The 23,987-nt window shown below is 54.4% G+C and carries 20 protein-coding genes; 18 read left to right on the top strand and 2 right to left on the bottom strand.

The window, feature by feature from the left end; translation table 11 throughout:
* The first annotated feature begins 3 nt into the window (after positions 1 to 3).
* From AN477_RS23435 to holA, 3 genes are all read left to right on the top strand, one after another.
* Positions 4 to 1,695 (top strand): ComEC/Rec2 family competence protein, encoded by a 1,692-nt coding sequence (locus tag AN477_RS23435; RefSeq protein ID WP_054971589.1) that lies wholly within the window; start codon positions 4 to 6, stop codon positions 1,693 to 1,695.
* A gap of 145 nt (positions 1,696 to 1,840) precedes the next feature.
* Positions 1,841 to 3,019, top strand: coding sequence for an NAD(P)/FAD-dependent oxidoreductase (locus AN477_RS23430; protein WP_245631948.1), 1,179 nt, complete (start codon positions 1,841 to 1,843; stop codon positions 3,017 to 3,019).
* Positions 3,020 to 3,432: 413 nt separating this feature from the next.
* Positions 3,433 to 4,476, top strand: coding sequence for a DNA polymerase III subunit delta (gene holA / locus AN477_RS23425; protein ID WP_054971587.1), 1,044 nt, complete (start codon positions 3,433 to 3,435; stop codon positions 4,474 to 4,476).
* Positions 4,477 to 4,569: 93 nt separating this feature from the next.
* On the opposite strand, the gene rpsT is transcribed toward holA, so the two are convergent.
* A complete protein-coding gene (gene rpsT, locus AN477_RS23420) occupies positions 4,570 to 4,839 on the bottom strand; it encodes a 30S ribosomal protein S20 (protein WP_054971586.1) in 270 nt (89 codons plus the stop codon).
* Between the two features lie 169 nt (positions 4,840 to 5,008).
* Here rpsT and gpr point away from each other — a divergent pair, with 169 nt between their 5' ends.
* From gpr to deoC, 13 genes are all read left to right on the top strand, one after another.
* The gene (gene gpr, locus AN477_RS23415; protein ID WP_342668589.1) at positions 5,009 to 6,124 is read left to right on the top strand and encodes a GPR endopeptidase; all 1,116 of its coding nucleotides are present in this window, start codon (positions 5,009 to 5,011) and stop codon (positions 6,122 to 6,124) included.
* Positions 6,125 to 6,710: 586 nt separating this feature from the next.
* Entirely contained in the window at positions 6,711 to 7,385 is a 675-nt protein-coding gene (locus AN477_RS23410) for a hypothetical protein (RefSeq protein WP_054971585.1), read from the top strand.
* Between the two features lie 125 nt (positions 7,386 to 7,510).
* On the top strand, positions 7,511 to 8,179 hold the full coding sequence (locus AN477_RS23405) for a cation efflux transmembrane domain-containing protein (RefSeq protein WP_054971616.1): 669 nt from the start codon (positions 7,511 to 7,513) through the stop codon (positions 8,177 to 8,179).
* 230 nt (positions 8,180 to 8,409) lie between these two features.
* Positions 8,410 to 10,212 (top strand): translation elongation factor 4, encoded by a 1,803-nt coding sequence (lepA, locus tag AN477_RS23400; protein WP_054971615.1) that lies wholly within the window; start codon positions 8,410 to 8,412, stop codon positions 10,210 to 10,212.
* A gap of 17 nt (positions 10,213 to 10,229) precedes the next feature.
* Positions 10,230 to 11,432 (top strand): radical SAM family heme chaperone HemW, encoded by a 1,203-nt coding sequence (gene hemW / locus AN477_RS23395; protein WP_245631947.1) that lies wholly within the window; start codon positions 10,230 to 10,232, stop codon positions 11,430 to 11,432.
* A 118-nt stretch (positions 11,433 to 11,550) separates the two neighbouring features.
* Positions 11,551 to 12,600 (top strand): heat-inducible transcriptional repressor HrcA, encoded by a 1,050-nt coding sequence (gene hrcA, locus AN477_RS23390; RefSeq protein ID WP_054971584.1) that lies wholly within the window; start codon positions 11,551 to 11,553, stop codon positions 12,598 to 12,600.
* Between the two features lie 97 nt (positions 12,601 to 12,697).
* Complete coding sequence (grpE, locus tag AN477_RS23385) at positions 12,698 to 13,363, top strand: nucleotide exchange factor GrpE (protein WP_054971583.1); 666 nt, start codon at positions 12,698 to 12,700, stop codon at positions 13,361 to 13,363.
* Between the two features lie 143 nt (positions 13,364 to 13,506).
* A complete protein-coding gene (dnaK, locus tag AN477_RS23380; protein WP_054971582.1) occupies positions 13,507 to 15,342 on the top strand; it encodes a molecular chaperone DnaK in 1,836 nt (611 codons plus the stop codon).
* A 119-nt stretch (positions 15,343 to 15,461) separates the two neighbouring features.
* Entirely contained in the window at positions 15,462 to 16,592 is a 1,131-nt protein-coding gene (gene dnaJ / locus AN477_RS23375; RefSeq protein WP_054971581.1) for a molecular chaperone DnaJ, read from the top strand.
* 192 nt (positions 16,593 to 16,784) lie between these two features.
* A complete protein-coding gene (locus tag AN477_RS23370) occupies positions 16,785 to 17,825 on the top strand; it encodes a 50S ribosomal protein L11 methyltransferase (RefSeq protein WP_054971580.1) in 1,041 nt (346 codons plus the stop codon).
* Positions 17,822 to 18,721 (top strand): RsmE family RNA methyltransferase, encoded by a 900-nt coding sequence (locus AN477_RS23365; RefSeq protein ID WP_054971579.1) that lies wholly within the window; start codon positions 17,822 to 17,824, stop codon positions 18,719 to 18,721. The genes AN477_RS23370 and AN477_RS23365 overlap by 4 nt, the downstream gene beginning before the upstream one ends.
* A gap of 5 nt (positions 18,722 to 18,726) precedes the next feature.
* Positions 18,727 to 20,235 carry a tRNA (N(6)-L-threonylcarbamoyladenosine(37)-C(2))-methylthiotransferase MtaB gene (gene mtaB, locus AN477_RS23360; protein ID WP_083486614.1) on the top strand — a complete coding sequence of 503 codons (1,509 nt, stop codon included), beginning with the start codon at positions 18,727 to 18,729 and terminating at the stop codon, positions 20,233 to 20,235.
* Between the two features lie 12 nt (positions 20,236 to 20,247).
* Entirely contained in the window at positions 20,248 to 21,543 is a 1,296-nt protein-coding gene (gene deoC / locus AN477_RS23355) for a deoxyribose-phosphate aldolase (RefSeq protein ID WP_054971578.1), read from the top strand.
* Between the two features lie 149 nt (positions 21,544 to 21,692).
* Here the strand turns inward: deoC and AN477_RS23350 are convergent, their stop codons facing one another.
* Positions 21,693 to 22,631: a Na/Pi cotransporter family protein gene (locus AN477_RS23350; RefSeq protein ID WP_054971577.1), complete on the bottom strand. Its 939-nt coding sequence runs from the start codon at positions 22,629 to 22,631 to the stop codon at positions 21,693 to 21,695.
* Positions 22,632 to 22,784: 153 nt separating this feature from the next.
* Between AN477_RS23350 and rpsU the strand changes: the two genes are divergently transcribed.
* Both rpsU and AN477_RS23340 read left to right on the top strand, forming a co-directional pair.
* On the top strand, positions 22,785 to 22,964 hold the full coding sequence (gene rpsU, locus AN477_RS23345; protein WP_054971576.1) for a 30S ribosomal protein S21: 180 nt from the start codon (positions 22,785 to 22,787) through the stop codon (positions 22,962 to 22,964).
* A 19-nt stretch (positions 22,965 to 22,983) separates the two neighbouring features.
* The gene (locus AN477_RS23340) at positions 22,984 to 23,424 is read left to right on the top strand and encodes a GatB/YqeY domain-containing protein (RefSeq protein ID WP_054971575.1); all 441 of its coding nucleotides are present in this window, start codon (positions 22,984 to 22,986) and stop codon (positions 23,422 to 23,424) included.
* Positions 23,425 to 23,987 lie beyond the last annotated feature (563 nt).

Raw genomic sequence — 23,987 nt, 5'->3', positions numbered from 1 at the left:
GCGATGGAAAACCCACGGGGGATCCTGTTCGTCACTGTTGGGGTGACAGTCTTTACGGTCGGATCGCTGCTGCTTTGGCTGTCGACGAGATTGCCTGACAGAAGGCCGAAGGAGAGGATTCAGAGCGACAGGCGTCCTCACCTGAGTATGAATGTTTACGTGAGAAACAGGCGGCGCCTGGCTGTGATCCTCCTTTTGTGTGGCGGGGCCGTCCTCTACGGCGCGCTTCGTGCGGAGATAGAGCCTCGATATTTGACTGAGCACTGGCTTGGGGCTTCGGTGCAAGTTCAAGGCGAAGTGATTGGCGTGTATCCCAATACACGTGGTGCTTCGGTGTACCTCAGTATTTACCAGGTTTCGCGTGACGGCGAGACCTTGCACTGCATGATTCGCGCCAGGTGGAATGAGGGTAAGAACGCACCGGTGCCGAGCACAGGGGATATGGTCAAACTGACCGGTGTTCTGGGCCTGCCAGTGCCTTATGCGTCGAAACCGACCGCGACAGGTGTGACTGTGAACCAGGCATCAAAATCGATGAGTCCTGGTGCAAAATCGACCGTGACACCATCTGCGAAGTCGACAAATATCCCCTTTCAGGCACCAACGTACACGCTCACAGGGCGCTTGGCAGCCGTGAGAACGGGCAAGCAGGGGTTCTGGATTTTCGTCCGATCACGTTGGTTGGATTTCGGGACTCAGACCTCGAACGTTACACCGGATCATCAGAAGCTTGCGGCAAGTATCGTGTTTGGTGCGGATGACGGGCTGTCAGCGGGTATCAAACAGGCGTTTCTCGGTGCGGGCTTGCTGCACGTGCTGGCGGCGAGTGGGGCGAACATCCTGTTGCTCGAGGTGACCCTCGAGCATACCCTGTACCCGCTCTGGCGGAGAGTCCGGCTTCCATTTTGGGGATGGTGCCTGTTTTTGATTGCTTGCATTTGGTCCTTCGCCGGGATGTGTGGGTTTCAGCCGTCCATCGTTCGGGCTGCGTTGATGTCTTCCTATCGGCAGTTAGGATTCGCGGTTGGACGTAAGGCTTCGATCTCCATGAGTCTTGCTGTTGCCGCTGCAGTGATCACGTTCGCACAGCCATATACGATGCTGTCACCGTCTGCCTGGCTTTCGTTTGTTGCAACAGCCGCCATGACACAACAGTTGTTTTCAGGACAGCGGCGATTTCAACACAAAGCGGGTCAGAAAGCGGTCAGTGGACCCGTCACGAGGGGTGTGACTACGTTTCCAAGAGCCGCAAGTGCCCTTTGGCGGTTTACGAAACGTCGAGCAGCCACGGTCTGGGGCATTGTGTTGATGACAGTGCGAGTCGAGATGTGGGCAGCACCTTTGGTGCTGGTGCTGTTTGGGCAGGTTACACCGTATTCGATTGTTGCGAACGTCATCTGCGAACCGTTGGTAGGTTTGGTATTGCCCGTCTCCATCGCATGGTTATCGCTCTGCGCAGCTGTACAATGGGTTCCTGTGCTCGGAATCCTCGAGACCGGAGCAGGCTACGTGGAGGAGCATTTGGTGGCGACGCTCTCCTTTGTGGTTACGGGAGTGTCGTCCTGGCCGGGTGCCTTATGGACTATAACAGGACTACCCGTTTGGTGCATTATTCTGTATTATCTGCTCTTGACAGTTGGGCGATATTTTCTTTTCAAATGGCTCAAATTGAGGTCTTACGTTCACGTCAGTTGATACTGAATGTGCTATAATTTGCATGGAACATCGGTGGAAACTCCACCAAGTGGAAGTTACAACAGAGAATGTACGGGGCGAGATTTGCACACTGTACAAAAAACGGCGTCATCAAAACAAACAAAGTGGGAAGAAGGTTTTCATGATGGCGAAGATCTTGGTGCTGGGAGCCGGATACGCTGGAATGATGGCAGCAACATCCTTAGAGCGGAACAATGAACCGTTTACGCTCATCAATAAGCATCCATATCACTACTTGACAACTCTGCTGCATGAAGCTGCTGGCGGACGCAAGGAACCTATGCAGTACACAGTAAAGATCGCAGACGTGTTGCGTAAGCCGACGTCAGAGTTTGTGCAGGATGAGGTTGTTTCGATTGATCGTGAAAAGAAGGTTGTCCACTGCAAAGGCGGCGACCAGGCGTATGACTACCTGATTATCACGATGGGCTGGATTTCAGAGTACTTCGGCATTCCAGGCATGAAGGAAAACAGCATGTCCATCCAGAACCTCGATACGGCTGTAGAAATCCGCAATCATATTGAACGGGAGTTTCAGACCTACCTGGAGGACAATGACGACAGACATCTTCGAATTGTCGTTGGCGGTGCCGGACTAACCGGCATTGAACTCGTCGGGGAACTGTGTGATTGGATTCCAAAGCTCTGTATTCAGTACAACATTCCAAAGTCCAAAGTTGACCTGCAGAATATTGAAGCCATGCCATCTATCCTGCCGATGGTTTCCGAGAGTCTTCGCGAGGTTGCGGCGAGGGCACTGACTGAAAAGGGTGCACGCCTGCGTACGAATACGAAGTTGATGAAAGTGGATCCCGGTGTGGTCCATCTCGATGGCGACGAAACCGTTGAAGCCGGGACCATTATTTGGACAGGCGGAGTACGCGCAAACCCGATTTTGACCGAAGCTGGATTTACGGTTGATCGCAGAGGCCGCGCGAAAGTGAATGAGTTTTTACAGTCCGTCGACGACAGCAATATCTTTATCGGCGGAGACTGTGCTTGGGCTGAGGAAGACGGGCGTCCACTCCCGCCGACCGCACAATTTGCCACTCAGATGGGCCCCGTGCTCGCTAACAACGTCACTTCGTTTATGCATGGACAACCGATGCAGCCGTTCCAAGGCCACAATCTGGGAACACTTGCGTCGCTCGGTTCAGAAATTGGCGTTGGCCAGATGATGAGCATCCCGGTCAAAGGCGTTATTGGCGGCCTCGCCAAGGAAGTCAGCAAGATTAAGTACCTGTGGCAACTGGGCGGCGTACGACTCGCTGTCGATAAAACGAACGAGGTCGTTCACCTGTAAGACAGTCACGTTTCCACATTGGTGCACCCGCCATACGAAGCGGGTGCATCTTTTTTTTTCGTGGGTCCCGCTGCGGGCGCGAACCGCAGCTTTCTACAGGCTGTCAGGCGCTCATCGGCAGGGTAGGAGCATTGTTGTCAGCAGCTGTCAGGCGCGCATCAGCAGGGTAGGAGCATTGTTGTCAGTAGGCTGTCAGGCGCTCATGAGCAGGGTAGGAGCATTGTTGTCAGCAGGCTGTCAGGCGCTCATGAGCAGGGTAGGAGCATTGTTGTCAGCAGGCTGTCAGGCGCTCATCGGCAGGGTGGGAGCATTGTTGTCAGCAGGCTGCCCGGCGCTCGTCAGCAGGGCATCAGCAAGTCTTTGGCGAACTTCTATTTAGATTGATCTGCCGGATAGTACAAGGAGGAAATTCCGTGCTCGAGTGGAGCAAGGCTATGAAAGAAATAAAGCAGAAACCTTTGGAACCTGTGTATACATGTGTCGGACCGGAGTTTGTTCTCGTTGAGGAATGGCTCGCCGAGTTGCGCCAAGTGCTGGCGAAGCAAACCGACACGATGCCCGAACAGACCCGGTTTTCCTTCGACGATGGCGATCTCGATGAAGCCTTGTTCGCGTGCCAGAGCCTCTCTCTGTTTACATCGACGCAGGTGGTGGTGCTCTCGGATGTGTGGGCAGCGACGGGAGCAAAAGGCAGTTCAAAAGCGAAGTATGCAACAGATGCACTGGAGAGTTATCTGGACGACCCTGTGCCTCAGAACGTGCTCGTGTTAACGGTTGCGGCGGACAAGCTGGACGAGCGAAAGAAGTTGGTCAAGAAGCTGAAGAAGTATTCGGTCATTGACTGCACGGTGCCGAAAGAGGCAGCTGGGCACAAAACCGTTCAAGCCATCCTGAAGCGCTCCCAAATCAGTATGGCAGACGATGCGCTGGCGGAGTTATGGAGGCGCGGCGGATCCGTGTCGCGTTGCGCAACAGAAGCTGAGAAGCTTTGGACCTATACCAAAGGTCGGACAATTACATATGACGATGTACGCCAACTGGTGGCGACACCTGCGGAAGATAACATATTTGAGTGGATTGATGGCGTAGTTACGGGGAATGCGGACCGGTCGTACAGAGCTCTAGAAGACCTCATCCGCACGGGGCACGATACATTTTCGCTGTTTGGCATGATGGTGCGTCAACTTCGTATTATGTGGTACGCAAAAACCCTCGGAAATAAAGGATATTCCCCGCAGCAGATTGCCAGTGAAGCAGGTGCGCATCCGTATGCGGTTCAGGTGGCCCAGCGTCAAGCATCCAGAGTCAAGTCGCGTGATATTGAATCTTTACTGACTGTGGTCGCGGACGCTGAGTTTGCCGTGAAGTCTGGTCGGAGAGACACCGACTTCGCCCTCGACTGGGTTGTCGCGGCCTGCTTAGCCAAAGTGCACGCTCACCCAGCTAGACGGGCATAAATACACAGCAAAAAACGACCCGCGAGGGTCGTTTTCTTGTGTTCCGGGTACTGTCACTCGTATTGATTCATTTAACGACTATGCCCGCCGAAATTAGGCGTTAGCAGCTGCGTTAAAGCGTCGTGTCAGCCTGGACTTTTTGCGGGACGCCGCATTGCGGTGAATGATACCCTTAGTCGCCGCCTTGTCGAGTGCGCGGGTCGCAATGTGAAGAGCCAGGCGAGCCTGTTCAACGTCACTCTGCGCCAAAGCCGTCTCGAATTTCTTCAGGGTTGTACGAAGCGCCGACTTCAGGGACACATTACGCAAGGAGCGGCGCGCATGAACGCGAACGCGTTTCTCTGCCGATTTAATATTTGGCACAGTTTCACCTCCTTGCAAGGCCCATCGTTTACAGACAAAACTGAGTGTATCACATGGGAAAAGGCTCTGCAACGAGAATCTAGCGACATCGATAGAAATTCCAGCTCCGCATAACCGCCGGAAGGTCGCGCAACCTACAGATGAATCATTATCTCAAGGGGGGCGGCCAGTGAAACACGGAAACAAGCATAAACATGACGGTTCGCAAGCAAGAGAACATCAGACAGGCGGAGTCCGGGACAGGAGCCGCGAGGCTCGTCCTTCATTTGTCGATCCGACGCATGACGTCATGGACAATCAACCACCAGTTGAATCTACATACAGTCCACACACGGATATGGCCATTGAGGCGCACGAGTTAGCTCGGCAAGCTCGTGAGATTATCCGAGGCGTCTCAGAAGAGTCTGAAGAGGTCGGTGACGTGCGCATTTCACGGACACATGTAATGAACAAGAACGGAGAGCGGGAGATTGGGAAACGAGTCGGACACTACATTACCCTCGATGTGCCAAAGCTGAGACGGCGCAATCCTGCGCTGCAGGCGGAGGTGTCACGACTGTTTGCCGAGGAGCTCAAGCGTATGGCTGACCTGAAGCCAGACAGCAAAATTCTGGTCGTGGGACTCGGCAACGAGCATGTTACACCAGATGCTCTGGGCCCAAAGGTCGTTGAGCGTTTGTTTGTAACCCGTCATCTCTTCAACTACATGCCGGACGCCTTGGGAGAAGGGTTCCGCACCGTTTCGGCAGTTTCTCCAGGGGTTCTGGGGGTTACCGGGATCGAAACGAGCGAAATTGTGGAAGGAATCGTGGAGAACGTTCAGCCCGATGTGGTCATTGCCATCGACGCATTGGCGTCCATGTCTTTGAATCGCGTGAACGCATCAATTCAGATTGCGGACAGCGGGATTCATCCTGGGTCGGGCGTTGGAAATCACCGAAAAGCCCTGAACCAAGAGACACTCGGGTGCAAGGTGTTTGCTGTAGGGGTTCCCACAGTTGTCCATGCAGCGACGATTGCAAATGACGCGATGGATCTTGTACTCTCGCAACTGGACGAATCCGTCCCAGGGAACGAAACAACCAAGCTGTTCAAGAACTTCAATCCGCAGGAGAAGTGGAAACTGGTTCAGGAACTCCTTGAACCGCTGGGAAATAACCTGATGGTCACTCCGAAGGAAGTTGACGAGTTTATTGATGATACAGCGGAGGTACTGGCTAAAGGGCTGAATATGGCCTTACACCCCGCCATTACAGCAGAAGAAGCGGCACAGGTGACACACTAGTTTGTTGTGGTAAGGAGCCGATTTTGGCCGGATTTTGGGCCGGCTTTTGACCCGATTTGGGCCCGGCTGCTCGAGTGGGGCTGTCCTAAAGGAACTGAGTTCCGCTACGGTTGGACCGGCGCCGACCGGCCGCCATCGTAAAGGAACTGAGTTCCGCTGTGGTCGGCTCGGCGCCGACCAGCCGCCATCGTAAAGGAACTGAGTTCCGCTACGGTTGGCCCAGCGTCCGCCGGCCGCGATCGTAAAGGAACTGAGTTCCGCTGCGTTGGGCCCGGCGCCGACTGGGCGAGACCCTAAAGGAACTGAGTTCCGCTATGGTTGGACCGGCGCCGACCAGCCGTCATCGTAAAGGAACTGAGTTCCGCTAAACGGTGGGACGGGCCCCGCCTGCGCCGTCTTGGGCCTTACAAAAAATATATCTGTAGGCTGTCGGTGTGCCCGGACAGCCTTTTTTCTGTGTTACTGGAACGGAGTTAGAGGGTTATTTGGAAACTCTTTCTCACAAATTCCGATTGCTAGAGTGCTAATCTTCGCAATCCGCTCATATGTATCTGGCATAGGACAAAGGGGAATGAGGCGAGACAAAATGAATCCGGTATTTCAGTCGCTTCGTGAAACGGTCAAACATGGACTGGCAATCGTCCTGTTTATATTGCTCTTGCTCGGAATGATGGGAGCCGGGCTAGGCATCTTCTCAGCAGGGATTTCAGCGCTCAGTACTCACCAACCCCCTGTTATCACAGAGCCCACTGTACCTGCACTGTCGAGTGGCACCAGCGGGTCTGGCGTTTCGTCATCTCAGACGAGTCAGGGGCAAGGAACTGGAACGGCCGGGCACTACCCTGGAGCGAGTCAAGGGAATCAAGGAGCTTCGCAACCAGGTTTTCAAGGCAATACGCGCAAGGGTTCCGGCCAGTCAGGAACCCAAAGCAGCACACAAGGCAGTACACAAGGCAGCACACAAAGCAGTGGAGTCGGTTGGAGCGGTCCTTCGCAAACGGTTCCCCGGTCTCTCGTGGGACAAGACCTGGCAAGCCGCATGGACAGAAAGCTGCGAGACATGCAGAGCCCAGTGACGGGGCGTTTGGATACGGGCGGTGTAGCCCTCGGCGATCAGGTGCAGAGTGCCTTTGGTCACTTTCTGTCGGGGCTGTTGCAGACGCTCTTTGTTGAACAGGCTGGAAGCGGGTCTGGAGCGAGCGGTGGGAGTGCTCAGGGTACGGTGGTTCCAGGAAGCAGCTCACAGGCTGGGGCACCCTAAGGCAGCAGATCACAGGGCGGACCGGGACAAGGCAGCACCTCGCAGGGCGCACCGGCACAAGGAAGCTCTTCGCAAGGGACTAATTAGTCGAGAAGGATAACCCATGGGAGGACACTCGCTTGGCGATGACAGAGGAACGTAGGCACAAATGGCTGAAAGTCGCGTTACAGATTCAACTCCTGTCCGTGTTCTGGACCCTTGTTGAAGCTCTCATCGGAGGATTCGCTGCGAATCGAAGCGGAAGTCTCGCGGTCTCCGCATTCAGCGTCGACAGTGCAATCGAACTGATTTCGGGCCTGACGTTATTGCTGCGCTTTGTGCTTGAGTTCTGGTCGCCGTCAACAGAGCAGGATGAGAAATCATCAGTGCCGGAGCGCTTCGCAACCGGGGTGGTTGCCTTATGTCTCTTTGGCCTCGCGGCGTTTATCGCATGGAAATCAGGCCAGGCGTTTGCAGTTCGCCAGCCGCTTCATGTCAGTACCATCGGACTCTGCCTTGCGGCCGTATCCAGCGTGGTATCCCCTTGGCTCGCGTCAGTGAAACGCAGGGTGGGAGTGAGTCTGCATAGTCGCGCGCTGATTGGTGATGCAGCTTGTACGATGACCTGTGCTTACATGGCGTGGGTGCTGCTCCTTGGTCTCGGCATGCAGACGTTCTTCGGATTTTGGTGGGTTGATCCGCTAGCGGCTCTCGGCATTCTGTACTTTGTCCTGCGTGAGGCATGGGACTCGTTTGATGCACTGCGAACGGGGACACCCCATGTTCACGGTGCAGGGGAGCATCATCACCACTGATGAGTCCTGTCCCTACGGTTCGCCGTGCCATCCGAACACTGCAGCGCCGAAGGAGCGCCGTGAATACGCTCACTGACCCATTGTCGTTGCTGAGCTGGGAATGATATAATGAGGAACGTTTGATGAGCGTGCCGCGCCTTATGCGCGGCCTGTTTCATAACGGACCACAAATCGGTTTGCCAGTTTCAAGACTGGTCCCAGCGACGTTTTGCAAGGAGGATCTTCATCCTTTGAATGACAAACAATCACGAATCCGGAATTTCTCTATCATTGCTCATATCGATCACGGTAAGTCCACACTCGCAGACCGTATCCTCGAGTTTACAGGTGCTGTGGCAGACCGCGACATGCAAGATCAATTGCTCGACCAAATGGACCTTGAGCGCGAGCGCGGTATCACCATTAAACTGCAGGCCGTACGCCTGAACTACAAAGCGAAGGATGGGAACGAATACATCCTCAACCTGATTGACACCCCGGGACACGTGGACTTTACCTACGAGGTGTCACGAAGCCTGGCGGCATGTGAAGGTGCCTTGTTGGTCGTTGACGCAGCGCAGGGAATCGAAGCACAGACACTGGCAAATGTATATCTCGCGCTCGACAACGACCTCGAGATTCTGCCAGTCATCAACAAGATTGACCTGCCAAGTGCGGAGCCGGAGCGGGTGAAAACCGAGATCGAGGACATCATTGGCCTTGATGCGAGTGAAGCAGTCTTGGCTTCGGCGAAAAGCGGTATTGGCATTGAAGACATCCTTGAGCAGGTCGTTGAGAAAGTTCCGCCCCCGAAGGGGAGCGAAGACGAGCCGTTACAGGCCCTGGTATTTGACTCGCACTACGACCCGTATCGCGGCGTTATCGTTTACGTCCGTGTCGTGAACGGCACCCTCAAGCCAGGGATGCGCATCCGAATGATGGCGACTAAGGCAGAGGTCGAAGTGCTCGAAGTCGGTGCCTTCAAACCTGTGATGACCGCAATGGACGGACTCACTCCTGGTGAAGTTGGCTATTTCTGGGGCAGCATTAAAAACGTGCGAGACACCCGGGTCGGCGACACCGTAACGAGCGCAGAGCGTCCGGCGAAGGAACCCCTGCCAGGGTATCGCCGTGCTAATCCGATGGTATTTTGCGGTCTATATCCAGTGGACAGCAACGAATATCACGACTTGCGCGATGCGCTTGAGAAACTGGTGTTGAATGACGCCGCTCTGTCATATGAACCGGAAACGTCGAGCGCACTGGGATTCGGATTTCGCTGTGGCTTCCTCGGGCTTTTACACATGGAAATCGTTCAGGAGCGGCTTGAGCGAGAATATGGACTCACACTTATCACGACGGCACCGTCCGTTGTCTACCGGGTGTTTCACACAGACGGCACTCAAACGGATATTGATAACCCGAGTGAGATGCCGCCGGCCGATCGGATCGACCATGTGGAAGAACCGTATGTGAAAGCAGACGTGATTGTTCCGAACGATCACGTTGGGGCCGTCATGGAACTTTGCCAGGAGAAGCGCGGCGTGTTCAAAAACATGCAGTACCTCGATGCGACACGTGTCACGCTGACCTATGAGTTGCCGCTCTCGGAGATTGTGTATGACTTTTTTGATCGCTTGAAATCGTCGACGCGAGGCTATGCGTCGTTTGACTACCAGTTAATTGGCTACCAAGTGTCGAGCCTCGTGAAGCTTGATATCATGCTGAATGGTGAAGTGGTGGATGCGCTGTCCTTTATCGTGCATCGCGACAAGGCATATGTCCGCGGGCGCGCGTTGTGTGAAAAGCTGAAAGATCTTATCCCACGGCAGATGTTCGAAGTTCCAATTCAAGCGGCCATCGGGAACCGCGTCATCGCGAGAGAAACGATTCGTGCGATGCGCAAGAACGTGCTCGCGAAGTGCTATGGTGGCGACATCTCTCGGAAACGAAAGTTGCTCGAGAAACAAAAAGAAGGAAAGAAGCGCATGAAGCAAGTGGGAAGCGTGGAGGTGCCACAGGAGGCCTTTATGGCGGTCCTGAAAATGGAATGAGCATCGGTGAAAGCAAAATGAGTATTCGTGAAAACAAGATGAGCGTTCAATTGGATGACCGGATGCACAGCAGCACTCCCACGTCGCTGTACGTGCATATCCCGTTTTGCAAAAGCCGCTGTTTTTACTGTGACTTTACCACCTACGTGGCGCCTCGGCCTGAAGTGGACGCGTATGTGAAGTTTTTGCAACGAGAGTTTGAAATGCTGGGTTCGGAAACAAATCAGCCTCTGAAGACCGTCTTTTTCGGCGGGGGTACACCGACATACTTGGACGCACGCCAATTGGACGAGGTGTTGCGGTCAATGCACCAGTATTTTCGAATTGCAAGTGATGCTGAAATCACCGTGGAAGCGAACCCGGGTACGGTTGATGCTGAGAAGCTGACGGTTCTTCGTCAGTGGGGCGTCAACCGCCTCAGTTTTGGAGCACAGACATTTGACGAAAACCTGTTGATGGCCATTGGGCGGACACATGATACGGATGCCGTCCGGACGAGTGTTGAGCTAGCCAAACAAAGCGGGTTCTCTCGAATCAACCTTGATTTGATGTTTGGGTTGCCGGAGCAAACAATTGAATCGGTTGAGCGAGCCATCGCTGAGGTTGTACGACTTGGGGTCCGGCACGTATCTGCGTACTGGCTGAAGGTGGAGCCAGGGACACCGTTTCATCGCTGGCAAGACGCGGGTTTGCTTACGCTGCCGGGCGAAGACACCGAAGCTGACATGTATGACGTTGTACGGAAAAGTCTGTCCGGTTACGGATTGGTCCACTATGAGGTGAGTAATTTCGCCGTTCCAGGAGAGGAAGCCCTCCACAACTTGGTGTATTGGCGAAACGAGCCCTATCTTGCAGCTGGAGTTGGTGCACACGGGTACGTACGCGGTGTCCGTTACGAAAACGTCACTCGTTTGACCGACTATGCACGCATGATCAGTGAAGGGAAACGCCCGATTGCAGATGACCATCAGGTTTCGCCGCAAGAGTCTGCTGAGGACACAATGATGCTCGGCCTGCGCCTCAAAGACGGTGTCAGTGCGGCAGAGTTTTTGGCACGTCACGGGGTGCCCATGGATACAGTATTCGCAGATGAACTGGAGCGCCTAGTGACGCAGGGCTTGATTGAATACCGCGACGGGGTTGTCCGGCTGACCGAAAAGGCTTGGCCGATCGCGAATTTGGTGTTTGAAGAGTTCGTTGGAGCTCTAACATCAGATTGACATTTTCCTTTACACTTGCTACTTTGTTGATGAGGATTTAGCACTCGAGTGGAGTGAGTGCTAATAACGTGGGTGGACTTAGACTACTGAACCAAACGAGGACAAGGAGGGAGCGTTCGTGCTGACACCAAGGCAACAGATGATTTTGAGTGCCATTGTGGAAAACTATGTTCGCTCTGCGGAACCGGTTGGATCACGAACGTTGTCTAAAAACCAGGACTTTCATTTGAGTCCGGCGACCATTCGCAATGAAATGGCGGACCTTGAGGAACTGGGTTTTCTAGACCAACCGCATACCTCAGCCGGACGGATTCCGTCCCAAAAGGGTTACCGCTACTACGTAGATAACCTGCAACCAAGTTTAGACCTCGATTCTTCAGCTGTGCGTGCGCTTCGAGAACTGTTTCGGCAACGAATGGACGAAATGGAGCGGGTTGTTCAACAGACCTCCATTGTCTTGTCTCATTTGACCCAGTACACGGCAATCGTCCTTGGTCCGCAGGTAAACAATGAGAAGATTCATCATATTCAACTCATCCCGATTGGACACAACAAAGCTGTCGCAATTCTCGTAACCGACACAGGCCGTGTGTCAAATCGCCAAGTGCAATTGTCAGATGACATATCCTCTGAAGAAGTTGCACGGATGGTTGAACTGATGAACCATCGACTCCACGGCGTGCCCATGACTCGGCTCAAATCATCCGTGTACCGGGAACTGGCTACGGAGATGGCAAGCACGCTGGAACATTATGAGGACGCTATCAGCCTGCTCGATGAGTTTGGGCGGGTCCCTGGCGAAGACAGCGGACGTGTCTACGTCGGCGGCGCCATGCAGATGCTCGATCAGCCGGAGTTCCGCGATGTCGACAAGGTACGGCCGTTGCTCGAGATGCTTGAAAAGGCGGAGAGCTCTGGTCTGCAGCGTGTTGTTACAGTCGATGGGCCCGGAATTCAAGTGCGGATTGGCATGGAGAATGACAATCCGACACTTCAGGATTGCACGGTTATATCTGCTGCCTATACAGCAGGTGGTCAACCAGTTGGAAGTCTTGGCATTATCGGGCCTACTCGGATGAACTACGGTCGAGTGATTCAAATTCTTGACATGGTTTCCCAGGCGCTGACCGTAGCCATGAACGAACGAATGCATGGGAATTCGGGGTAAGCCGGATTCCGATTCACTTACCCCAGCAGTCATTAGAGCATGATTCATGAGAATGATTCCCATCAAATACCGCGAAACGTCGGAGGAGGCGGGCGTATTGGCGAAACAAAACCAGTCTACCGAACCGCGAAAGACTGAGCATGCAGAAGAAGCCGAGCAGCAGAGAAACGGCTCTGACGCACAGTCCGGCCAAGCGGGGGCCGCAGCACAAGACGTGACACAGCCCGAAAGCCAAAGCGAGGTCGACACAAACGCAGATGCAGCGGAGGTCCTTGATGCTGACAGTGCAGAGGGCAGCAATGATTCGGCAGAAAGTGCACGAGAAGCGGAGTTGACCGCAAAGTTGCAGGACACCGAGACGAAGTTGCTCCGAACCCTTGCAGACTTTGATAACTTCCGGCGACGGACCAGACAGGAACATGAGGACCTTCAAAAATTCGCTGCGAAGAAGGTGCTCGAGGGATTATTGCCCGTCGTGGACAACTTTGAACGAGCGTTCGCTGCGGTAGAAGGTAAGGACATTTCAGAAGACTTCAAGACAGGGATCGAGATGGTTCACCGACAATTGGTTGGCGTGTTGACACAGCAAGGTGTGCATCCAATGGACGCAGTCGGTACGTCGTTTGACCCTCAGTTTCATGAAGCTGTTATGCAGGAATCTGTAGAAGGGCAAGAAGTTGGAGTTGTCCTTCAGGAGCTTCAGAAAGGCTACATGATTCACGATAAAGTGTTGCGACCAGCGATGGTGAAGGTGAGCGTATAACGCCAGTGCGAAGGGAAGCGAACGCTGGTGCTGGTGACGCTGATGAAACAGAAGGGCCCGAAGGAGATGCGACGGCAGACAAGACGGTCTAAGCCATCCGTCGCAATTATGGAAATGCAGTAGACACAGAGAGGAGCTTACATATGCCAAAAGTCATTGGGATTGACCTTGGAACCACAAACTCTTGTGTAGCGGTCATGGAAGGCGGAGAAGCAGTTGTTATTCCTAACACGGAAGGAAACCGAACCACCCCGTCTGTAGTGGGATTTTCAAAGGATTCTTCGGAGCGCCTGGTGGGTGATGTCGCAAAGCGTCAGGCGATTACCAACCCGGACCGGACAATCATCTCCATTAAGCGCCACATGGGGACCAGCCACAAAGAGTCCATTGATGGAAAGAGCTATTCACCGCAAGAGATCTCTGCAATGATTCTGCAGAAGCTGAAGGCGGATGCGGAGGCGTTCCTCGGTGAACGCGTGACGCAGGCTGTTATCACAGTGCCGGCATATTTCAGCGACAGCCAACGTCAGGCCACGAAGGATGCCGGAAAGATTGCCGGTCTCGATGTCCTCCGTATTGTCAACGAACCAACCGCTGCTGCACTCGCATACGGGCTCGATAAAGAGGGCGAGCACACGATTTTGGTCTTTGACCTTGGCGGTGGCACATTCGACGTTTCGATTCTCGAACTCGGTGACGGCGTATTTGAAGTAAAGGCAACCAGCGGTAACAACCACCTCGGTGGTGACGACTTTGACCAACGCGTGATGGATTTTCTCGCGGATACCTTCAAACGGGATACCGGCATCGACCTGCGTGGCGACAAGATGGCCATGCAGCGTTTGAAAGACGCAGCGGAAAAAGCGAAGAAAGAGTTGTCTTCAACCCTGACAACGACCATCTCGCTGCCGTTCATCTCGGCCGATGCGACTGGGCCAAAGCACTTGGAAGTCAGCTTGACCCGTGCAAAATTTGAAGAACTGACGCACGACCTGGTCGAGTCTACACTCGGGCCAACCCGTCAGGCTTTATCAGATGCGGGTCTTAGCTCTTCGCAGATTGACAGGGTTATCCTCGTCGGTGGCTCGACTCGTATCCCTGCCGTACAGGAAGCGATTAAGAAACTGATTGGCAAGGACCCTTCAAAGGGCGTTAACCCTGATGAAGTGGTAGCTGTTGGTGCAGCTATCCAGGCTGGTGTTTTGACGGGCGATGTGAAGGACGTTGTACTGCTTGACGTGACTCCGCTGTCTCTCGGTATTGAGACCATGGGCGGCGTGTTTACTCGACTGATCGATCGCAACACAACCATCCCGACAACGAAGAGCCAAATCTTCTCGACGGCTGCGGACAACCAAACCTCTGTTGAGATTCATGTTCTTCAAGGCGAGCGCGAGATGGCAGCAGGGAACAAGACCCTTGGCCGCTTTACACTCGGAGACATTCCTCCGGCACCGCGCGGCGTACCGCAGATTGAGGTCTCGTTCGACATCGATGCCAACGGTATCGTAAATGTCTCGGCGAAGGACCTTGGCACAGGGAAGAGCCAGCGGATCACCATTACCTCTTCGAGCGGTCTGTCTAAGGATGAAATCGACCGCATGATGAAGGAGGCGGAACTGAACGCTGACGAAGACAAGAAGCGCAGAGAGCAGGTCGAGATCCGCAATCAGGCTGACCAGATGCTCTATCAGACCGAGAAGACCCTGAAAGACCTCGGCGACAAAGTTGATAGCAGCCTGAAGTCCGAAGCGGAAGAAAAGCAAAAGGCACTGCGGGATGCACTGAGCGGTTCAGACACCGATGCCATCAAGAGCGCTTCGGATGCACTGACTGAGGTTCTGCATAAGCTGTCCACCAAGCTTTACGAACAAGCTGGAGGTCAGGCTGGTGCTGGTTCAGACGGTGATAGCGGATCGAAAAAAGACGACAACGTTGTCGATGCGGAATACAATGAGGTCAACGACGACAAGAAATAATGTCAGAAAACCTCGCCAGGCTGAACTGGAGAAAACTTTATCAGATGGAGCGTGGCAGACAAAATGGTCTGCCACGCACCTGCGTCCGCAAACAACACTGTGGGAGGAGAATGTAGGCGTTGAGCAAACGGGACTACTACGAGGTATTGGGTGTTGATAAATCAGCGTCCCCGGATGAGATCAAGCGGGCCTACCGCAAACTCGCCCGACAGTATCACCCGGACGTGAATAAGGATGACCCGAGCGCGGAAGAAAAGTTTAAGGAAGTCAAAGACGCCTATGAGACGCTGTCTGACCAAAACAAACGCGCCCGTTATGATCAGTTTGGTCATGAAGATCCGATGCAAGGGATGGGTGGCGGTGGCTTTGGCGGCCAAGGCGGATTCCAGGACTTTGGCGGCTTTGGGGACATTTTTGACATGTTCTTTGGCGGCGGTGGCGGCGCACGTCGCGGTCCGCAGCGAGGGGCTGATTTGGAGTACGAGCTTGCCGTGGATTTTGAGGAGGCAGCGTTTGGCATAGAGGAAGAAATTGAAATCCCTCGGACTGAAACCTGTTCGACTTGCGGCGGTGATGGCGCTAAACCAGGAACCAAAGTCGAAACCTGCAGTGTCTGTCATGGTACAGGTGAACAGCAGACAACCGTTAACACCCCGTTTGGTCGGATGGTGAACCGCAAGGTCTGCTCGGCTTGCCGGGGGAGTGGCAAGCATATTTCGGTTCCTTGTCCGGACTGTCACGGCGCAGGTCGCCGACGTGTAAGGCGCACGGTCAAGGTCAAGGTTCCTGCAGGTGTCGACACCGGAACAACGTTGCGCATTCCGGGTGCTGGTGAGGCCAGCCCGAACGGCGGACAACCGGGCGATCTCCACATCGTAATTCGCGTTCGACCGCATGATTTGTTTGAACGTGATGGAACGAATGTGTACGTGGATTACCCGCTGTCTTTCGTGCAAGCAGCACTTGGCGATGAGGTCGAGGTTCCAACCCTTGACGGCCCCGTGAAGCTGCGTATCCCGGAAGGAACTCAAACAGGCACGTCATTCCGACTGCGCGGTAAGGGGATTGTTCGACTTGGCTCTACACAGCGCGGCGATCAACACGTGCGCGTACATGTGATGACACCGACTCACCTCAACGACCGACAGCGAGAGTTGCTCCGCGAGTTGGGACATGAGCTTGGGGAGAATACCAATGAGCAAGCGAGGTCGTTACTCGACAGGATGAAGAGCGCGTTTTCTGGACATTGATGTCCGAGTGTTGGGATGTTGATGTCCACGGTGATGGACGTTGATGTCCGAGTGTTGGGATGTTCATATGTTCAGGTTGATTGGGCCTTCATGCGGCCTGCTTGAGTTGGTACTTTGTTTTGCTCTGAAAGTTTCCCGAACGTTGGCCGATCCAAGAAGAGTTGGATCGGCTTATTATAATGAGGTGAGTCGATGAAGTGGTTGGAGGTATCGTGCAAAGTCCCGCAAGAAGCCAGTGAAGCCTTGTGTGCCGTCATTCTGGACTGGCCTGAAGTACAGGGTCTGGCTGTTGAAGGGGTCTTTGACAAGGCCCCGCTGCATCCGGAATACGGGGAATGGCTTGATGAAAGTCTGCTTCAAACGGACGATGTGGTGGTCCGCTTTTATCTGCCTGAACCGATCTCAGAGGCAGATGCGACGGAACGTACTATGGCTGCTCTGCGCCTTGTGAAGGGTGCAGGGCTTATGGTCGAGGACGTTCCAGAGCAAGTCTCCTGTCTCGTCCTTGACGAAGACAGTTGGGCGTCAGCGTGGAAGGAAGATTACCACCCGATTCCGATTGGCAACAGGCTCGTTATTGTTCCAGAATGGGATCAGGAAGCGATGGCTGACGATGATGCGTTGACACAGCGGCTCCCAATCATCCTTGAACCAGGCATGGCTTTTGGGACAGGCACACATCAAACGACCCAACTCTGTCTGCAGAGCCTCGAAGAAGTGGTGACAGATGGGGCACGGGTGTTAGATGTGGGCTGCGGTACTGGGATTCTTGCCATTGCGGCTGCTAAACTCGGGGCCGGTGAAGTCCTGGCCATGGATGTCGATCCGGTCGCCGTTTCCACTGCGCGCGAAAATGTAAGCCGCAATGGTGTCGAGAACAACGTCTCAGTCTTAAACGGGAACCTCCTTGCGCCGATGGACGTGGATCCGACGCCGGTGGTCACTGAAACAGGGATTGTTACGCCGCTTGCAAAAGGTTTTCTTTGTTCTCAGGACCTCGCACAGATGCCGGCGTGGAACGTTGTGGTGGCTAATATTCTGAGAGACATCGTCATCTTGCACCTGCCCGTCATCAAATCTAGCCTTGCGCCAGGCGGTAAACTGCTTGTGTCGGGGTTTGTTCAGGAACAGGCCGCCAAAGTGGCGGCGGCGATGGTTGAACACGGATTTAGAGTATCGGATCGCAAAGATAAAGACGATTGGGTTGTTTTAATCGCGGAGCATGTATCATGAATCCTCGTGTATTTCTCGACAGAGAGCAGCTTCACGTAGGTCAGTTGGTGATGGTGACAGGACAGGATGGTCACCACTTGTCACGTGTCCTCCGAGTTCAGGAAGGGGAGACCATTGCGATTGGCGCCAGTGAGAAAGGGTACCTGGCCATTGTACAGAGTATCGACGGTAAGGCCGGGACGGTTGAGTGCCGCATCGAGCAGGAACTGCCTTCACATGAGTCTGTTGTGCGGGTGTACCTGATTCAGGGACTGCCGAAGGCGGACAAGGCAGAATCTATTGTTCAGCACGGTACCGAGGTCGGACTCGCAGGTTATCTCCTTTACGAGAGCGGTCGCTCGGTGGTGCATCTCGATCGCAAGAAGGCGGGGCAGCGGCTGGAACGTTGGAGCAAGGTGGTTCGGGAGGCAGCAGGACAGTCGCAGCGCGATCTGGTACCGGATGTCTCTTACGCAGCAAGATGGGTCGAACTGAAAAGCTGGGTGGAGCAACTTGCGCCTGGCCTTGTTTTGCTTTTAGATGAAGATGAAGAGGTTCGGTCTCTCAAAGAGACACTGACAGCTTACGCTGCGTCAAAACAGGGACCTATATCAGCTCGTGGCGCCGTCGCACGTCAGGATGGGCTCCTAGGCACCACAGGGCTTGAGGGCACCACAGAGATGCCACGTGGGGCTGGAGACGCAGGGGTGGCCAATGCCGGGCCTGCAGATGGCCTGCGCCCGGTCGTGCTCTGTGTGGGACCTGAAGGCGGCTGGGATGATAAGGAGCGACAGGCCTTCCGGGAGCAGATCGGTGGTGTTCCAGTCACACTGGGACCAAGGATTTTACGCACCGAGACGGCGGGACTGGTGGCCGCTTCAGCTGTGCTGTACCACTTTCACGCCATGGGGGGATGAGGACTGTGCCGACAGTGGCGTTTCATACGCTTGGATGCAAGGTTAACTTTTACGATACAGAGGCGATTTGGCGCCGGTTCCAAGATGCTGGCTATCAGCAGGTAGACTTTGAGACCGAAGCTGACGTTTATGTCATTAACACCTGCACGGTCACCAACACCGGTGACAAGAAGTCTCGTCAAATGATCCGACGCGCAGTCAGAACGAATCCGAATGCAGTCGTCGCTGTCACCGGCTGTTACGCCCAAATGGCACCGGATGCCATTGCAGCCATTGCCGGTGTCGATCTCGTTGTGGGCAACGACCGCAAAACGAAGATTGTGGACCTTGTGGCGGACGTGCAGCGCGAACAGAATCCCATGGAATCGATGCCGCTAAGTAATAAGCCGGTTGGAGATACGCTGACCGCTCAAAAATCGGTTGGCAACATTCTGAAGACGCGGGAATTTGAAGAGATGGATGTCCCGTATTTCGAGGATCGTACGCGGGCGAACCTCAAGATTCAGGATGGATGCAACAATTTCTGTACGTTTTGCATCATCCCGTACGCGAGAGGACTCATTCGCAGCCGGACACCCGAGAAGGTTGTTGCTCAGGCGCAAAAACTCGCTAAAGCTGGCTACCGTGAGATCATTTTAACCGGGATCCACACCGGTGGTTATGGTGCGGATTTGAACGGGTATCGCCTGTCTCATTTGTTGCAGGACCTCGAACAGATCGATGAACTGTATCGGATCCGAATCAGTTCCATTGAAGCGAGCGAGATCGACGATATGTTAATCGATGTGCTCGGCCGTTCCACCAAGGTATGCCGGCACCTGCATATTCCGCTACAGGCAGGTCACAACCAGGTGTTGCGAAAGATGAACCGACACTACACGGTGGAAGACTATGCTGCAAAGATACGGAAGCTGCGGGAAGCCCTGCCCGAACTCGCTGTGACGAGCGATGTCATTGTCGGTTTCCCTGGCGAGACAGATGCGTATTTCGACGATACGGAGCAGCTTATCAAGGACCTGGGCTTTTCACAACTCCACGTTTTCCCGTATTCGCCACGCAAGGGGACGCCTGCCGCGAAGTTTACGGATCAGGTTTCGAATGCTGTGAAAGAGGCGAGAACGGAACGTCTGATTGCCTTGTCTGAGACACTGGTTGTGGACTATGCAACAACCTGGTTAGGTCGATCCGTTGAGGTCATTCCAGAGGAACCGTATCACCTGCCAGATGCACCAGAGCGGCGTGGAGAAGGCCCGATGGGACGCCCTGGGTTCTGGCTCATGGGACATACAGATACCTACCTGAAAGTCGCATTTCGTGTTCCGGAAGGCGTTGAACCGGAGAAGATCATGGGTGAAGTGTGCAAGGTACGCCTGACGGATGTATCGGGATCCTTTCAGTATGGGGAGTTTGAATCTCAGATTACAGTTGCCGAAGATCTGCAGTTGGACGGCAATACGCCGGCTGCAGGCGAGTCATTTGCGGGAACGCCGTCGTTTCAGGCTGATGCTGGGTGAGGAGGAGTCGGAATGAAAGCCAAGTTGAAGATTGAACGAGCCGCCGGAGGCATCGTTTTTCGGATTCGAGAGGGTGTACGGGAGGTACTGTTGATAGATGACGCCTACGGACATGTGACGTTTCCAAAGGGTCATCTTGACCCTGGGGAAGTGTGGGAGGATGCCGCCGTTCGTGAGGTACGCGAAGAGACGGGGATTGAAGCACGGATCCTCGCTCCGTTGTCGCGCATAGAATATGAGGTGACTCGGGGCGATCACAAGATTCGCAAGCAGGTTCGGCTGTTCCTGATGGAGGAGATCGACGAACAGGATAACCCTGTCGCGCAGGTCGAAGAGATTAATGGGGCATATTTTGTCCCGTTCGATAAGGCGAAAACGCTGCATGCAGAAAAGGGTTATGCCAATTGGTCATTTATTCTCGACAAGGCCGATGTACTTTGGGCATGGCATGAGCAACAATTTGAGACGCGACTTCGCCAACTTGGTGCTGAAGCACCCCAAATCGAGATCGACGGCGTTTGGCGAGAGGCCGAGCCGTTGGTGTATCGACTGATTGATGCCGTCAGAGCGGAATTGGCTGTGGTGGCACCGGAGTGGCTTGCGAGTGTGCCGAAGCCGTTAAAGCAAGGAACACTCCCGAAGCAAATTGCGACCACGACAGATGTTTTGGCAGGAGCAGTCGAACATACTTTGCTCAAACCGGAAGCGAGCGTCGTTTCAGTCTTGCGATTGTGTGAGGAAGCTGCCGAGCACAAGTTTCGAGCGGTTTGTGTGAATCCGCAGCACATCGACCTGGCAGCTGCTGAGCTCGCCGACACATCTGTCATTCCGTGCGTGGTGATTGGCTTTCCGCTGGGGGCCACTGACGTGGCGGCACTGAGGGCTGAGGCACAGGCGGTGGTGGACGCAGGAGCGCGTGAGGTGGACATGGTTATCCCCGTCGGATCGATGAGAGAGGACGACGTGTTTGCTGTGTATCAGCGCGTTCGTGCGGTCATGTCGGTGGCTGAAGAGAACCAGCACGTGGCTGTAAAGGTGATTTTGGAGGCACACTTCCTGAGCTTCGCGCAACTTGCGATGGCGAGTTACGTTGCTCTTGCCGCCGGAGCCGATTTTATTAAGACGTCCACGGGCTTCGCACCTTCAGGAGCAAAACTGGCAGATGTGGCACTGATGGCGACGATTGCCGGACAAAAGGGTGTGAAGGCTGCTGGCGGCGTGAGATCGCGTGAGGCAGCGATGAATTTCCTGCGCTATGGAGCATCACGCCTCGGAACGAGTTCAGGTGTGGCACTGGTGCGCGAGTAGTCGGGACGGGCCCGGATTGTTTTGCGTGCCTGGTGTAGGAGGCAGTCGGGCCTGGATTGTTTTGCGAGCCTGGTGTATGAGGCGTCGGGCCTGGATTGCTTTGCGAGCCTGGTGTATGAGGTAGTCGGGCCTGGATTCTGTGGGCGGTGTTAGCTTACTGCTTGCCCATCGGGTAACAACCGCTCCACGAGAGCGGCAAAAGGGCCTGTCACGGGCCACACAAGCAGTGTGCAAGCCACATTGAAGATGGTGTGTGCATCTGCGATTTGCTGCGCTGGGTTGCTTGTCAGGGTTGCCACCCAGCTGCTGAACCAGCCGAGGAAGGGCAAGGTGAGAACGACCCCGCCGATGTTTAACAAGACGTGTGACAGTGCCACCTGTTGTGCAGCTCTGGACTGCCCAAGAGCGGCGATAACAGAGGTGAGACATGTTCCTACGTTTGCGCCAAGCACAATCGCGATCCCCCCGTCGAGTGGAATTGCAGACTCTGCAACGAGCGCCATGGTGAACACAGTTGTGGCCGTGCTGGATTGAAGCAACGCACTTGTCACCATTCCTGCAATCACGGCGAGGATGGGGTTTAAGCCTGCTGTTTGCAAGGCGTTGTGAAATGCTGGTGCCTTCGATAGCGGGTGCAGCCCAAGTGGGAGTGTTTGCAGAGCGATAAAAATCGTGGAAAAACCTGTAAGCGCCATGCTGGGGTAGTACAAACCGGATCGGCCGGACAGGAATCCGATAATTCCAATGAACAGACAGGGCAACGCGAAGACCCACAGATTCAGTGTTAGGAGCTGGGGTGTGATAGTTGACCCTACGTTTGATCCAAGAACGACGCCAAGGGCATCCCTGAAGGCCATCGTGCCGCCTGCTACGAGCCCGACGGTGATGGCAGTGACAGCCGCGCTGCTTTGTAGAACAGCGGTCACGACGACACCAGTGGCAATGCCTCTTGTGGGTGTCTTGACGAATCGGCGCAGCAACCACTGCAGGCGTCCTTCGCCCATGCCTTCGAGGCCTTGTCTCATAACCCTTAAGCCTCCAAGAAAGGCAATCAATGACAGAATAACAATCGCAAAACTGCCCCACATGCAGTCCACCTCCAGTCATAACAAGGTATGACTGAGTGGGACAACTCATGTCTTGAAGGAAATAACGTTTTGGAAGCAGTTTGACACCATTTTTTTTGCTATACTATAATACGTCTGATTGACGATTTGCAGGAGTCGGAGGGAGGGAGAAACATGTCCGAAATTAAGGTTCGTAAGAACGAATCTTTGGAAAGCGCACTCCGACGCTTTAAGAAGGCGACCGCTCGTGATGGTGTATTGGCTGAAGCCAAGAAACGTCGTCATTACGAGAAGCCTAGCGTAGCCCGGAAGAAGAAAGCCGAGGCAGCACGGAAAAAGCGCAGCAAGTACTAAGAGCAGGGGGCCGACGCACATGAGTCTGGCTGATCAATTGTCAGAGGACATGAAGCAAGCAATGAAGGACAAGGACAAGACGCGCTTGTCAGTGGTCCGCATGGTGCGAGCGGCCGTCAAGAATAAGGAGATTGAAACGGGAACACCTCTCACCGACGATGAGATTCTCTCGGTTGTTCAGAAGGAACTCAAACAACGCCAAGACTCCCTCCAGGCGTTTGAGAGCGCTGGACGGTCGGATTTGATTCAGGCAGTACAAGCTGAAATTCTGATACTGCAAGGGTACTTGCCGTCTCAACTGTCTGACGAGGAGCTTTCGCAGGTGGTGCAGGAGACGATTGCAGAAGTCGGTGCTACCGGCAAGGGAGATATGGGACGGGTGATGTCGGCCCTGATGCCCAAGGTGCGCGGCCGAGCTGACGGAAAACGCGTGCAGCAGGCAGTCCAGTCTCACTTGTAGGATTGGCAACAGTTCGGCAAAATCTGTCAGGTGCAGAGATGCACCTGTTGATGTACTCGTCAATCTATTGATGGCCGTTTCATAAGGGCTGTCGCAAGAGTCCATGGCAACATGGACAAATGCGGCAGCTCTTTTCATTTGCATGGGTGTGAGTGGGATGTGGGATGTGGGATTCGGTCTGGGCGACTTAACAGGGCATCAGAGGCGACCATGGCTGGGTCTTAGTCGGTGGCAGCGACTAAGCAAGCCAGTTTGACCCGATTAAGAGGCTGAGACCGACTAAGCTATGGCGGTGGGCCCAGCTTTAGTCGGTCACAGCGACTTAACAGGGCATCGGAGGCGGCTAGGGCTGGGTCTTAGTCGGTGGCAGCGACTAAGCAAGCCAGTTTGACCCGATTAAGAGGCTGAGACCGACTAAGCTATGGCGGTGGGCCCAGCTTTAGTCGGTCTGGGCGACTTAACAGGGCATCGGAGGCGACCATGGCTGGGTCTTAGTCGGTGGCAGCGACTAAGCAAGCCAGTTTGACCCGATTAAGAGGCTGAGACCGACTAAGCTATGGCGG

Source organism: Paenalicyclobacillus ferrooxydans, from assembly GCF_001399675.1.
GTDB lineage: Bacteria > Bacillota > Bacilli > Alicyclobacillales > Alicyclobacillaceae > Alicyclobacillus_B > Alicyclobacillus_B ferrooxydans.
This window is presented reverse-complemented; position numbering and strand designations above follow the sequence as displayed.

Bases quoted from the DNA above. Each gene is read 5' to 3' on its own strand.
- AN477_RS23410 (WP_054971585.1), top strand. From the start codon at position 6,711: ATGAATCCGGTATTTCAGTCGCTTCGTGAAACGGTCAAACATGGACTG.
- AN477_RS23405 (WP_054971616.1), top strand. From the start codon at position 7,511: ATGACAGAGGAACGTAGGCACAAATGGCTGAAAGTCGCGTTACAGATT.
- deoC (WP_054971578.1), top strand. From the start codon at position 20,248: ATGAAAGCCAAGTTGAAGATTGAACGAGCCGCCGGAGGCATCGTTTTT.
- AN477_RS23350 (WP_054971577.1), bottom strand. From the start codon at position 22,631: ATGTGGGGCAGTTTTGCGATTGTTATTCTGTCATTGATTGCCTTTCTT.
- AN477_RS23435 (WP_054971589.1), top strand. From the start codon at position 4: ATGGAAAACCCACGGGGGATCCTGTTCGTCACTGTTGGGGTGACAGTC.
- hemW (WP_245631947.1), top strand. From the start codon at position 10,230: ATGAGTATTCGTGAAAACAAGATGAGCGTTCAATTGGATGACCGGATG.
- AN477_RS23365 (WP_054971579.1), top strand. From the start codon at position 17,822: ATGAATCCTCGTGTATTTCTCGACAGAGAGCAGCTTCACGTAGGTCAG.
- AN477_RS23430 (WP_245631948.1), top strand. From the start codon at position 1,841: ATGGCGAAGATCTTGGTGCTGGGAGCCGGATACGCTGGAATGATGGCA.
- rpsU (WP_054971576.1), top strand. From the start codon at position 22,785: ATGTCCGAAATTAAGGTTCGTAAGAACGAATCTTTGGAAAGCGCACTC.
- AN477_RS23370 (WP_054971580.1), top strand. From the start codon at position 16,785: ATGAAGTGGTTGGAGGTATCGTGCAAAGTCCCGCAAGAAGCCAGTGAA.
- AN477_RS23340 (WP_054971575.1), top strand. From the start codon at position 22,984: ATGAGTCTGGCTGATCAATTGTCAGAGGACATGAAGCAAGCAATGAAG.
- dnaK (WP_054971582.1), top strand. From the start codon at position 13,507: ATGCCAAAAGTCATTGGGATTGACCTTGGAACCACAAACTCTTGTGTA.